10 protein-coding genes are annotated in these 14,236 nt (G+C 47.8%); 1 reads left to right on the top strand and 9 read right to left on the bottom strand.

Translation table 11 applies throughout. The features are described 5' to 3' along the window. Positions 1-15: 15 nt before the first annotated feature. The 9 genes from mutL to IFU39_RS02045 form a co-directional block, all read right to left on the bottom strand. A complete protein-coding gene (mutL, locus tag IFU39_RS02085) occupies positions 16-2,244 on the bottom strand; it encodes a DNA mismatch repair endonuclease MutL (protein ID WP_091011952.1) in 2,229 nt (742 codons plus the stop codon). Between the two features lie 21 nt (positions 2,245-2,265). Further along, complete coding sequence (mutS, locus tag IFU39_RS02080) at positions 2,266-5,073, bottom strand: DNA mismatch repair protein MutS (protein ID WP_105599249.1); 2,808 nt, start codon at positions 5,071-5,073, stop codon at positions 2,266-2,268. A gap of 385 nt (positions 5,074-5,458) precedes the next feature. After that, positions 5,459-6,709: a putative amidoligase domain-containing protein gene (locus tag IFU39_RS02075; protein WP_223199724.1), complete on the bottom strand. Its 1,251-nt coding sequence runs from the start codon at positions 6,707-6,709 to the stop codon at positions 5,459-5,461. A 202-nt stretch (positions 6,710-6,911) separates the two neighbouring features. After that, positions 6,912-7,472: an outer spore coat protein CotE gene (locus tag IFU39_RS02070; protein WP_062835006.1), complete on the bottom strand. Its 561-nt coding sequence runs from the start codon at positions 7,470-7,472 to the stop codon at positions 6,912-6,914. A gap of 75 nt (positions 7,473-7,547) precedes the next feature. Next, positions 7,548-8,525, bottom strand: a complete 978-nt coding sequence (locus IFU39_RS02065; protein ID WP_091011949.1) for an aromatic acid exporter family protein — start codon at positions 8,523-8,525, stop codon at positions 7,548-7,550. A 348-nt stretch (positions 8,526-8,873) separates the two neighbouring features. Then, the gene (locus IFU39_RS02060) at positions 8,874-9,665 is read right to left on the bottom strand and encodes an ABC transporter permease (protein WP_373419790.1); all 792 of its coding nucleotides are present in this window, start codon (positions 9,663-9,665) and stop codon (positions 8,874-8,876) included. A 38-nt stretch (positions 9,666-9,703) separates the two neighbouring features. Continuing rightward, entirely contained in the window at positions 9,704-10,498 is a 795-nt protein-coding gene (locus IFU39_RS02055) for an ABC transporter ATP-binding protein (RefSeq protein ID WP_091011947.1), read from the bottom strand. A gap of 28 nt (positions 10,499-10,526) precedes the next feature. Then, a complete protein-coding gene (locus tag IFU39_RS02050; RefSeq protein ID WP_091011946.1) occupies positions 10,527-11,531 on the bottom strand; it encodes an ABC transporter substrate-binding protein in 1,005 nt (334 codons plus the stop codon). A 159-nt stretch (positions 11,532-11,690) separates the two neighbouring features. Next, positions 11,691-13,205: a carboxypeptidase M32 gene (locus IFU39_RS02045; RefSeq protein WP_091011944.1), complete on the bottom strand. Its 1,515-nt coding sequence runs from the start codon at positions 13,203-13,205 to the stop codon at positions 11,691-11,693. 349 nt (positions 13,206-13,554) lie between these two features. Between IFU39_RS02045 and IFU39_RS02040 the strand changes: the two genes are divergently transcribed. Further along, complete coding sequence (locus tag IFU39_RS02040) at positions 13,555-14,130, top strand: beta-class carbonic anhydrase (RefSeq protein ID WP_105599250.1); 576 nt, start codon at positions 13,555-13,557, stop codon at positions 14,128-14,130. Positions 14,131-14,236 lie beyond the last annotated feature (106 nt).

The following is a 14,236-nucleotide window of genomic DNA, read 5'->3' as shown; positions in this document are numbered from 1 at the left end:
TGTCCCCCTAAATAGCTACATCACTCGTTTAAATAATTTTTCCAGATCATACGTTGAAAATGAAACCACAATCGGCCGCCCATGCGGACAAGTGTACGGCTGCCGACAAGAACCCAGACGCTGAATCAGCACTTCTGCTTCCTGATCCGTCAGCTTCTGGTTAGCTTTGATAGACGCCTTGCAGGAACACATGATGGATGCAGCTTCTCGCATTTTGGCTACATCTATGCTGCGTTCGCTTAGAACCCATTCGGACATCTCTTCGATAATGTCTTTCTCATCCCCTTTGGGGAACCAAAACGGATGGGAGCGCACACGGAACGTCTGTCCACCAAAATGCTCCAAATATACACCCGCCTGTTCGAACCAGGCCAGTCTTGTTTTCAGCTTTTCCGTCTCCGAAGGTGTAAACTCCAGCGTAATCGGCAGCAGTAACTCTTGTGAGGCCTGGGCAGGGTTACCGAATTTCTCGTAATAGTATTCATAATTCACACGTTCATGAGCGGCATGCTGATCAATCAAATATAAACCTTGATCATTTTGCGCGATCAAATACGTACCATGATGCTGTCCAATCAGACTCAGCTCAGGAAATTCGGGCATGGATGCATCCGATTTAATGGCTGCAGCAAGTTTAGTGGCATCAGGTAGACCTGAGGTTTTCCACGTCCGTTCGCCTCTTGCAATCGAAGACGGGTTGTAGGTTGACCGAGCTTCCCTAACCGGTGAATTTACAGATTCGGAGCGATACGTAGCTGGTTTACCTTCAGCCAACGGTTTTTCTGTTGCTCCACGATCCCCACCATCTTGAGAAGAGAGGTCAGATTTGGGAACAGTTTCGGTAGAACTTGTACTTGAACTTGTACTTACATCCTTAGTACCTTCCTGCACTTTAGAGATTGTCTGCCCCCCATCATTACTCGCCCCCTTCTGCAAAATATCCTCGTTCCAACTTTCTAACTGCTCAGGGGGGTGTGTAACCTCAGGTGGAGCTTCGGGCAAAGGCACGGTTTGTTTCTGTTCAGATACCGGCTGTACTGCGGACACATCCGCCGGAGCATCCAAATCCAGATCATCATCTTCCGTAGTCAACTTTAACAATGCATTAGAAGGTTTCCCGAGTGGACCTTCTTGCCCATACCCTTCTGCATCAGACTGGTCTTTCAGCGGACCACGTGGAAAGAGAAATTGTTCCTGAATAAAGGAACTATCGTCTCCACGTCGAATCTGCTGTTTTTTGACCTGTGGAATTAATACCTCCTGCCGGAGTATACCCCGCAACGTCGTCTCTATAAATTCATACAGTTCTGGTTCCTTGCTGAAGCGAACCTCCAACTTGGCTGGATGCACGTTCACATCCACAAGAGAGGGGTGCATCTCCAACTGCACCACGACAAGTGGAAAGCGATTAATGGGCAGCAAGGTATGGTAGGCTTTGAGAATCGCCTGATTGAGACCGTAATTGCGAACAAATCGCCCATTAACAATCGTTGACATACCATTACGATTCGCTCGTGTCCATTCTGGCAGGCTGATCAGCCCGCTCACCCGGTAATCCAGACTTTCACCCCGGATGGGAAGCATCGCTTTGGCAGCACTTGTCCCATAGATCGCTGCAACCACTTGCAGCAGATCGCCATTACCCAATGTCTGAAGCAACACATTCTCATTATGGCGCAGTCGGAACGAAATGTTTGGGTGAGACATCGCCATTCGGTAAAGGACATCTGATATATGTCCCAGTTCCGTCTGGATCGTTTTCATATATTTGAGTCTGGCAGGTGTATTGTAAAATAGTTCTCTCACTGCAAAATCTGTACCTTGGGGTGAGGTTGCATCTTCATGAGAGACAAGGTTCCCGCCTTCAATCACGATGCGGCGTCCTCGCCCGTCATTGTCACTTGCCGACAATACCTCTACCTTGGATACTGCCGCGATACTCGCCAAGGCTTCTCCACGGAATCCAAGACTTGTGATCTGGAACAGATCTCGGCCATGAGCTATTTTGCTGGTCGCGTGACGATAAAAGGCGGTTTCCATATCCTCTGGCTCGATACCTGAACCATTGTCTTTGACACGAATACTGAGGAGTCCGCCCTCTTCCACCGTCACTTCAATCTTGGTGGCGCCTGCATCCACCGAGTTTTCGAGCAACTCTTTGACAACTGAAGCAGGCCGTTCGACCACTTCACCCGCCGCGATCTGGTTGGCAATATGTTCATCAAGCACATGTATTTTCGCCACAGGTTTTCCCCTCCCTTATACTCAGGATAATTGCTGTGCCTTCAATTTGAGTTCATTCAATATCTGCATCGCCTGAAGAGGCGTCATATTCATGACATCGATATCTTTCATCGTACGGATGAATTCTCGCGCTGGTTTATCCACCGCAACTACATCCGGTTTCGTTGCCACATTCGGCTCATCATCCCCAAAGATGGACAGTTGAACCACATCCGAATGGTTTGCGCTGGACTGTGCTTTGCTGTTTGATTTCTTGGCATGCTGCTTCCCAGCCCCGGTCGAATCTTCAATAGGAGATGTGTAATCTGCACTTTCCGCAGTATCATGCTCCCGGAGCATAGACGCTGAATCCGTGTGTTGGAGCTCTCCATCTTTTAATTTCAAGCCTTCTTCCTGCTTCTCGTTTCCGATATATTCACTGCCCACCGCAACCTGAGCTGCCGCATGTTCAAACCCATGCAAAAGTCCATTCGCCCGCTCAATAATACTATCAGGCAGACCTGCAAGGCGCGCACAATAGATACCATAACTGCTGCTGGCTGCCCCGGCAATCAATTTGCGCAGGAAATTAACTTTGTCACCACTCTCCTGTACCGCCATGGAGTAGTTGGCCAGCTTGTCCAGACTCTCCTCCAGATGAGCAAGCTCATGGAAATGAGTTGATACAAGGGCTTTACAGCCGATGATATCATGTACATATTCAATAACAGACTGAGCAATAGCCATGCCTTCGCTGGTTGACGTTCCCCGTCCCAATTCATCGATTATAATCAGACTGCGTGGTGTGGCTTTGTCCGTCATGACCTGAATGTCGGCCATCTCCACCATGAATGTGCTTTGTCCACCAATGAGATCATCCGCGGCACCGATCCGTGTGAAAATACGATCCATGATCGGCACTTCCGCCTGAGCTGCAGGTACAAAACAACCCACTTGTGCCAAAATGGAGATTAAAGCGACCTGTCGCATATACGTACTCTTACCAGCCATATTTGGTCCAGTAATCAGCAGAATACGTGCCTCTTCCTTGGTCATTGCCGTGTGATTGGCAATAAATGCGCCATCTCGCATGACCGCCTCAACGACCGGATGGCGTCCTTCTTCCACAACCAGATCATAACCGTCGGTCAACGTGGGCCGTACAAAGTTGCGCTCAGCACTGATCACCGCAAAAGATTGATACACATCAATTTCCGCTACCTGTTCAGCCAGCTTCTGCAATCTTGCAATCTCTTTGTTCAGCCGCTCGCGCAGCTCTGCGAATAGTCCATACTCAATATCAACCATTTTGTCCTGAGCTTCGAGAATCAGCGTCTCTTTTTCCTTCAACTCCGGCGTAATATATCGTTCTGCATTGGCAAGTGTCTGTTTACGTTCATAACGTCCCTCTGGCAGCGCGGACAGATTGGACTTGGTGATCTCGATATAATAACCAAACACTTTGTTATATCCAATCTTCAGCGATCGAATGCCCGTCGCCTCACGCTCTCGCGCTTCCAGCTCTGCAATCCACTGTTTCCCGTTGACCGAAGCCTCACGCAATTCATCCAGACGTTCATGATACCCTTCACGAATCAGGCCTCCGTCCCTTACCGATACAGGCGGCTCGTCCACAATGGCTTGCCCGATCGCTTCACGCAGATCATTGCAATCATCCATCGTTTCGGCAATATGTTGCAGTGTTGCGGAAGATGATCCTGCGCAATGCTGACGGAGTCCTGGAATTTTCTCCAGCGATGATTTGAGCGCATTCAGGTCACGACCATTGGCATTACCAAACGCAATTCGGCCTACCAAGCGCTCCAAATCATAGATGTCTTTGAGTTCTGCACGCAGGTCCTCACGCAATATAAACTGGTTGTACAACGTATCCACTGCTTCAAGACGCTCATTAATCTTCCCTTTTTGCAATAATGGCTTATCGACCCAGCGACGCAGCATTCTTGCACCCATGGACGTCTCGGTCCGATCAAGCAACCAGAGCAATGAACCTTTTTTGGAGCGTTCACGCACGGTTTCAACCAATTCCAGGTTCCGGCGGGTAAACGGGTCCAAGATCATATAATGATCCGGCTCATACGTTGAGATTTGGGTTAATTGTCCCAGAGAACGTTTCTGTGTCTCACTCAGATAGGAGAAAAGACGTGCAATGCACGCTTGACGTTCAGGCTCTAATCTTGCCCATACAGCCTCACCAAACTGCTGACGGACCAGTTCTTCCTTATTCTTTGTCCACGCCGTGTAGACCACAGGGCGACCGATTGGAGATGCCTCGGCTTCTACCGTTTCGAGCAGCGCTGCATCCCCCACCAGCTCCGATGGTTCATAGATGCCGATTTCATCCTTAAGCCATTCCTTGGAATATGGTACCGAAGTCACATACAACTCACCCGTTGACAGATCACAGGCCGCGAGCGCCAGCGTATTTTGATTACCTGTAAGACACACCATGTAGTTATTGGACTTGTCCCCTAGTGTTTTGCCTTCCATTACCGTTCCGGGTGTAACCACACGAACAATTTCACGTCGTACCATGCCTTTGGTTACACTGGCATCTTCCATCTGTTCACATATCGCAACTTTATATCCTTTTTCAATCAGACGCTGTATGTAATTGTCAGCCGAATGATAAGGTACACCGCACATCGGGATTTTGTCATCCGTGCCCCCGTTACGTGCAGTCAGCGTGATCTCAAGTTCACGAGCAGCATTAATCGCATCCTCGAAGAACATTTCATAGAAGTCACCCAGTCTAAAAAATAAAAAAGCATCTTGTGCTTCGGCCTTCACTTGCAAATATTGTTGAATCATTGGCGTATACTGAGCCATGATGAATATCCTCCATCCCGTTCCTATAATGTCAGGAAGAAACGCGTCCTGGAAGGACAATAAGACGGTCAGGCACTGTGTTTGCGCCTCCGCCTTATGTGTTGGCTAATCGCCACTTCCTTCAAAGGTTGCTGCTCCATATCTTCCGTAGCTCTCACTTATAAAGGTTGTTCAAAAAGTCCGCTTTTGATTACGAAGGATGCCTAGTGGCATCATCAGCGTCGAATATGGCATTCAGCCGAAATGTCCGTTGCTCACGTAGTTTTCCTACGCTCCGCTACTCCATTTCTAGCTTCATCCAATCTTCTCGGTACTAAAAACCGTTCTTTTTGAACTCGCACTTAAAAAGACTTGTTTCTTATTATATCAAAAAAACGTCCGTACTTCATGAACCTGCCCGAATATTCCAGAGTTTGCGAATATCGCGGCTCTCATCCCAAGTTCTTCCCAGTTTTAATTGAAGGAGTAACGGACACGCGTACCGTTCATAACGTGCATATCCATCCAACCTCTTCAGATCATCTACCAGAGTTGGAATGTGTTCCTGAATCACTTCGCGCTTTCCCTCATAAAAAGCGGCATGAACCTCAGCTTTCGCCAACGGACGCTGCCGTAATTGAGTATACCCGCTCGCGATCAGACCTGCCAAGGCCACAACACCTTTCGCAACAAGGGGCGACACAAGAAAGCTGGGTAACGTACGGTACTCAAACCCACCATAGGATTTCAGGCGAAAATCACCAAGCGCTCCATAACGGGGTCGTCTTCCCGATCCACGTGGGTCTTGCAGAAATGCCAGTGGCAATGCCAGATAATTGTCCAGTGCACGAAGCAGTTCCCCGGTAAGATTCACCCCGCTAAAATGAATATGACCACCCAGAGGTAACCCCCGTTGTGGCATCCCTCCTGCCTGCCAGATGAGCGAGTGATCACTGATGCTGCGGGAAGCGGCTGCGAATGCCCTCATCAGATGAGCCAGCAGTTCTCGTGGTTCGGAGCTGGGAGCAGGCCGCAATTCGGCAACCGGATATATGCGCCGTCCACCAATCGTCACGGAATCACAGCCTGCCATTCCTGTACGTTCAAGAAATCTGGAGGCGGGTACGATTTTGGATTCCGGCATCTGCACCAGAAGAAACTCCGGGTCCATGCCGAGTATCGGAGTGGGTCTGTGACTCTGCTCCTCATCCAGCAGTTCCTGATGCTGCTTCCAGCTTTCCCTATAGGTAGCAGCAAGGTTGGTCACCCCTTTCCAGGGACACGGGTCAATCGAAATCACTGCACAGCCGCCATTCCCTGAGGATTCCATTCGAACAGCTCCATGATCCAGTCCTAACGTATACAGCGTTTTGATCGCAAGTCGTTCTACGCGCTTGAACAAGGTTGAACTCCCTTCACGCTCCACCAGAGTTTCCTGTGCCCCTCCCATGCCACTAGTATCCTTGCGTTTGATCCGGATCGCCTGCAGACAACTTATCTCTACGTCATAGCGTACACGCAAGCCTGGTTCACGTTTGCGCCGATCGTGCAGTGACAATACTTCAATGCCTGCCTGTTTCAACCGTTCTGCACGTTGTCCAGAAGTCATCCTTTCATATCGTCGCAGCGCTTCCTCCGCTTGTTCCATCACATTCATTACGTCCCCCCTCCCGGATCATGCAACCAAAAATAAAAATAACCCCGCAATGCGGAGCCTTCCCGTGAAAGGTATTCCAGGCACATTGCGAGGCTCGTTACCACCCATTTTTCAATATTTAAGAAGAAAGAGGGCTTACGCCCTCTTCACCGCGCCTTCTGGCGCATATGATACCTTAGGTTATCCATTACAGGCGTCAAACTCACAGTTCATCGTCGAGCAGATCGGGATCGAGATCGTCATAATCTCCATCGCCACTGCCAAAGTCATAGTCCTTGTCTTCGTAATCACCGCAACCATCTGTGCAGACCTTCACACAAACTTTGGTTTCGGCAACGAGTTCCACAGCGAATTCCCGTTCAACCCGGATAATTACACTGCTTCCACCTGCTGATACTGTGGCTTCCACACAGCTGGGTTCCTGCGTTGCATCCGCAGATACCTCCACTGTGGAAGTCCGGTGTTTCGGGTCCAGATAGGACAAAGGCACATGTTCTACATACGAGACCGTTTCTTTGGCTACATCCGTCTGCGAATTCTTGTCGTAGGAATACCAAATGTTGATATCGTAAGTACCAATAACTTCAATTCCGTCACCCGCTGATACGGCTTCATATTGGTGGTTGATAATCCAAGCCCCCAAAATACTTGTCGGACCATTTGGCGGAGTCACGGTATGTGTTACGGTAGAGAACTTACGACCTTTGCCGCAGATCGCCTTCGTGATAATCTCTCTACATTGATGTTTATGACTCAATGACATCTTTAAACCTCCTCCATACAATCATTCACTACAAGTGTATGCAGGGCATTCGTCTAGGGTGACAACTATTTTCTATTATTCGTTTGTAGATTGGGACCGGTCCGAGATTGGGGACGGTGCTTTGTCCTTCTTCGCGACTTTCAGATACAGCGCGAGTTCACGGCACAACTGGAGAATTGCGGAACGAATCTCGAATTCTTCCCTTGTATCCGGCAGCTCCATACGTTTGAATTCTTCTTGCACATTCGCAAGAAGTTTTTCAGTTCGTCCGGTGTAGGATTCAGTAAGTACATCCTGACTAAGCTGATCGAACAGTTCCGATACCATTTCCGCATGTGGCATCTTCTGATAGATCTGGGACACCAGATGCATCATGTGCTGGATGGAGTCCAGCTGCGTTTTGCGCATATAGAAGTAGACACTCCATTCCTCATTCGGATGAATCACCTGATTCTCCAGAGAACGCTTGGCAGCATCAATACCGCCAAGGATCGCTTGATCTGCTTCAATCAGCTCTCTCCCCGCCCATGCTTCATTGGGATTACGCAGCGTGGCCGCAAATTCCTTGAAAATCTTCGAGAAGAGTTCATCGATTCGTTTGCGAATGCGTAGCATCTGTGGATCCGCTGCCGGCATATAGGCCAGGTTAACCACCATTGCGGAACCAAGACCAATTAACAACAAAGCAATTTGTACGAGGACGACATGCACGTCCATCTCCCCGCCGCCGAACACCCGAAACACAACAACAGAACCTGTAACAATACCTTCTTTGAAGCCTACCCGGACAATAGCCGGGAATGCGATCAATATGTATACCGCCAGCACCCAATAATGGAAGCCTAGAAAGTGAAAAAGTACACTTGCAAATAAAAGTCCAACTACGGAAGCAAAGAACCGCGCCGATATGGTGCGAATACTTCGTTTTCTCGTTACATCCACGCCAAGAATGGCAAGCAATCCCGCTGATGTTGGTCCCGGCAAGCGACACCAGTCTGCAATCAATACAGCCATTAATGCGGCGATTGCAGTTTTAATTACCCTAAAACCCATTTAACATTCCATCTCCTCTAAGCTGCAAAAAAATTCTTAGCCAGCTCGTCGCCTCATTCATTTATGATGACTAGTATGTCTCATCCAAATGTAAACTAGACGACATCAACCGACATGCGCATGCATGCCGGTCACAGCAACACGCCCCGAATGAGGGACGCTGGCAAGTTAGATCGTTGCGACAGAACCTCAAGGCCCTCTTCTCCAATCATCGCATTCATTCCGGATCTGCGCGGAATAATCATACTAAATATGGTACTTGATTTTACAGTATCGGGCAACGTGACACCCCTTGTGAAATTGTATACATACCATACCCGGTCACATTACGAGTAAAACACTTCCGAATCACCTGCGGCCAGCCAGCATTTTGCGTTCTGCATAGACAACAAGTTGGTACATGGCTGTTGCAACTGCAGCAATAATTAACAGACTCGATAATACAAGTGTGAAGTTGAATACCTGAAATCCGTAGATAATGAGATAACCGAGCCCTTGTTTGGCGACCAGAAACTCACCCACAATTACACCCACCCAAGCCATGCCAACATTCACTTTCAAGGTGGATACAATCGCCGGAAAAGAAGCAGGTAATACAACTTTTGTAAAAATCTCGGAACGGTCCCCACCAAACGTACGAATGACTTTAATATAATTGGGATCGACTTCATTGAAGCTGTTATACACCACCAGTGTCGTGATAATGACCGTGATGGACAATGTGGTCATGACAATCGCTGTAAAACCCGCGCCGAACATCACAATAAAGATCGGGCCAAGTGCTACCTTTGGCATACTGTTGAACACAACCATATAGGGGTCCAACACTTTGGACAAAAAAGGAGACCACCAAATTAAAACCGCAAGCAAGGTTCCAACGAGTGTTCCCAATAAAAAACCAACTGCCGTTTCCCCTACGGTTACCCCAACATGTGCCCACAACTCGCCACTAGCGATGTCCTTGCCAATCTGGACAAAAACTTTACTCGGATAACTGAACAACAACACATCAATCCAGCGAAGTCTGCCTGCCACTTCCCATAGCAAAAACATACATACTAGCATAGATAACTGTACGGCAAGCACTTGATGTCGCCATCTGGCCACCTGCTGAATATGATTCCGATGCAGCTGTCCCATCCATTCGTCACGCTTTTCCTGCTTCGGATTCATTGGATTCACGCGTCTTCTTCACCTCCCCCGGACTGATCCAGTTCACTCCACAATGCCTGAAACAACGCATTGAATCCTTCTTGCTCCCTGGCATGAAACGGCTGAGATTTACGAATTCCATCGGGAATGATAAATTCACGACGGATGCGGCCCGGATTGCGATCCAGTACAATGACGCGGTCACTGACCGCAATGGCTTCAGACAAATCATGGGTGACGAGAACAGAAGTTTTGCCAAACTGTTTTAACGTGTCCGAGACCAGATCCTCCAATTGCAGCTTGGTTTGATAATCAAGTGCCGAGAATGGTTCATCCAACAATAAAATTCCCGGATCGGTTGCCAGCGTGCGCACCAGAGCCACTCGCTGTCTCATGCCTCCTGAAAGCTCTGAAGGGTACTGATTCTCTGTTCCGGCCAAGCCCATACTTATCAGCAGTTCCCGTACACGTTCACGACTCCGTTCATCCAATCTGCCTGTCAGTTCAAGACCGATCAATGCGTTATCGAGAATGGTCCGCCATGGAAACAGATAGTCCTGTTGAAGCATATAACCAATCTGTGATGAGGGACCGCCAACGAGTTTCCCTTTAACCTTAACCTCTCCTCGGGTGGGTGTGAGCAGCCCGGCGATGATCGACAACAATGTCGTTTTACCGCATCCACTCGGTCCAACCAGACTGACGAACTCTCCTTTTTGGATCTCCAGACTCAAGTCCTCAATCACCAAGGAAGCTTCCCGCTCACTGACGTATACTTGAGAGATCCCCTCCAGTCGGATCACACTTTCGGATTCAGGCATTCTGCTCACTTCCTTTCCTGAATACCCATTACTTTGATTTCGTGGCTTCTTCCGCATAGGCATTATCCACAATGGCATTCAAATCCACGCGTTCTTTCAACTCTCCCGCAGCACTCATGACATCCAGCAGATTGTTCCACTCTTCCTCATCAATGATCGGGTCCGTTGCATAGCTGCCCTGTTCCTTATAACGGTTTACACTACTGATCAAAATGGCTGAATCGATGTCTTTGAAAAAAGGAGAAATGACCTCCGCAATCTCTTCAGCACTGTGGGAATCTACCCATGCCTGCGCTTTGTGCAGACCATTCGTAAATTTCTGTACGATATCCTTATTGTCATTCAGATAACTCTGTTTCGTCATGAAGACGGTATAAGGCAGACGACCACTTTCTGTTCCAAACGATGCAACAACCTTGCCCCGATCTTCTTGTTCAAAGATGGATGCCTGGGGCTCAAACAGTTGAACATAATCTCCCGTACCTGAGGCGAAAGCAGACGCAATGTTGGCAAAGTCCACATTTTGAATCAGCTCTAGATCACTTTGCGGATCAATGCCATGTTTGTTCAGTGCGAACTCCCCTGCCATTTGCGGCATACCGCCTTTGCGCTGACCGAGAAATGTCGAATCCCTCAGTTGCTCCCAATCGAAGCTACCTTCTGTGTTACGAGCGAACAGAAATGTACCATCCGTCTGGGTGAGCTGGGCAAAGTTAATGACCGGATCTTCCGCTCCCTGCTGATAGACATATATGGACGTCTCCGCTCCTACCAGTGCGATATCCACTGAACCTGCGAGTAATGCCGCCATCGTTTTGTCACCGCCAGCAGTCGTCTGAATATCCACCTCAAGTCCCTGCTCTTCAAAAAAACCTTGAGCCACAGCCACATATTCCGGTGCGTAAAATACCGAACGAGTCACTTCGCCAATCGTAATCTTGGCTTCATTCTCTTCCTTATTACAGCTGGTGAGCGCCACAATGATAATCAGCAGAATAACGATGCCCCGGACGAACCATGGCGTGTATTTCATGTTGTTTCCCTCCTTCACTGGTTTCAGCAGTTTCTCTCTATTATGGATATGCCGATGCCCAACAAAAGGTTAAGAACTTAAATGCAAAAAAGAGCCGGGCAATGATGCCCGACTCTTCAGCTCTTCGAAATGTTATTCAATATGTTATATATGGGTTACCTACAGCTTGTAAATCTCGGCGTATTTGGCTTCCAGATAATCGGCCAGATAATCCGGGTTCAACTCTTCACCCGTTACGGCAACAATCAATTCGGAAGGTGTGCGACTTTTGCCATACCGATAGATCTTGTCTGTAAGCCATTCCTTAATTGGAATCAGATTACCTTCGGCAATAAGAGTATCAAACTCCGGCATTTCCTTGCGCAATGTATGTAGAATTTGAGCTGCATACATATTACCCAGAGAATACGAAGCAAAGTAACCAAAGTCACCACCAGACCAGTGAACATCCTGAAGAACGCCGTCTCCATCATTCGTTGGCATAATACCGAGGTATTCCTTGTATTTTGCATTCCAGGTCTCCGGGAGGTCTTTCACTTCCAGACCATCGTTGAATAACATTTTCTCGATCTCATACCGGATAATAATATGCAGGTTATAGGTCAGTTCATCCGCTTCAATCCGAATGAGTGAACTCTCCACCCGATTGATTGCACGATAGAAATCTTCCAGTTCAACCTCGCTCAGTTGCGGGAAATGCTGCTGCAAATCTTTATAATAACGTGTCCAGAATGGCAGGCTGCGACCAATCATGTTTTCCCAAAGACGGGACTGTGACTCATGAATCCCCATGGACGTTCCTTCGGCAAGAAGGGTACCCGCCAGACTGTCATCAATATTTTGCTCGTACAGGGCATGTCCGCCCTCATGCAGTGAACTGAAGACTGCGCTTGCTACATCATCTTGCAGATAATGTGTTGTGATCCGCACATCACCCGGGTTAAGACCCGTTGCAAAAGGATGAACACTCTCGTCCAATCGTCCAGCTTCAAAGTCATAGCCCATTTGTTCCAAGATGAACAGACTGAATTTTTCCTGCTGTTCGGTGTCAAACAACTGATTCAGGAACTCTGTATTTGGCTTGTTTTCTGAAGCATTGATCTTCTCTTGCAAAGGTACCAAACGTGCTTTGAGGCGAGCGAACACAGCGTCCACTTTCTCAACCGTCAGATCTGGTTCATACATATCAAGCAACGTATCATAACGTGTATCCTTCACACCCCAATAATCAATAAACTCCTGTTTGAGCTTAACGATATCTGTCAGATATGGGGAGAACCCGGCAAAATCACTGTTATGCTTGGCATCTTCCCATGCCGTTTCTGACTTGGCCGTGAGCACGGTATATGCTTGCACTTTCTCAGGCGGTACAGACTGACTGCGATCATATTCTTTCTTGCAATCTTCAACCTGACGACGATCTATATCTTCGAGCTGTTCCAATACCGCTGGAGTCGTTAATGCATCCAGGTAAGTCTTCATGTCAGCCGAGGTTTGCAGCTTGAATGCTTCGGTGGACAACATACCCAGCGTCTCCGAACGTGTCGGAACGCCTTTTTTCGGCGCACCTGTGCGCAGATCCCAGTGAAGCAAACCAATGGCTTCATGATAGCTCTTAATTTTACGAGCCAGATTACGGAAGGATTCCAAATGTTCCTGTGTTTGTTTATCCATTGTTATCGTTCACCTCTTCAAAAAAAATGTTATACCCTATTGATGATACTTTTTGCATTGCGTATAATCAACTTTTAACAGATGAAAATTGCATTGTTCTCCTAAAGATACGTGTTCCAAAAGTCTGGTTTTCATTACCGAGAAGATAGTAATTGAATTTAACTTCGATGCTGATGATGCCCTTAGGCATGATTTGTAATCAAAAGTGGACTTTTTGAACAACCTCTAAAGGGTTCGAGTAATGCCATCTGCTGACCGTGAAATACTATTAAAGCAAAGGCGCGTAGGACAAGCTGCATCATATGCAAGTGGCCGTGCTCGTCGTATTGGATAACAGGAGGCAATGGACATGAACAACATTCAAGAGATTTTGGCTTACAACAAATCATTTGTCGAGACCAAAGAATACGAAAAGTATACGGCTGGCAAGTTTCCAACCAAAAAGATGGTTATCATCACTTGTATGGATACACGTCTGGTGGAATTGCTGCCCAAGGCTATGAACCTGAAAAACGGTGATGTGAAAATCATCAAAAACGCAGGCGCAATTATCTCTCAGCCTTTCGGGAGTGTAATGCGTAGTGTACTTGTCGCCATCTATGAACTGGGTGCAGATGAAGTCCTGGTAGTGGGGCATACGGAATGTGGTATGGCTTCCCTTCACGCAGAAACCATGATTGGACATATGGTAGAGCGTGGTGTATCGGAAGAAGTCATGACTACTCTGGAGAATTCGGGGATCCGTTTGCAAAAATGGTTGCGCGGGTTTGACAGCGTCGAAGAAGGGGTAAAGCATACTGTGGAAGTGATCAAGAAGCATCCTTTACTTCCTCCCAATGTACCCGTCCACGGCATGGTTATCGATTCTGCCACAGGTGAGCTTGATCTTGTCGCTGAGGGGTATAGACAACAGGCATCTCTCTAAATGGTTTGGAGTGCGGACCTTATGGTTCGCACTTTTTTTGTCTAAATTAAGGCAGTTGTTCTGTCAGGTTGTCAAACCATACAGTTTCAGTGTACACTTTTTATGA

It is taken from the genome of Paenibacillus sp. CFBP 13594 (genome assembly GCF_014842675.1).
Taxonomy (GTDB): Bacteria; Bacillota; Bacilli; order Paenibacillales; family Paenibacillaceae; genus Paenibacillus; species Paenibacillus amylolyticus_B.
This window is presented reverse-complemented; position numbering and strand designations above follow the sequence as displayed.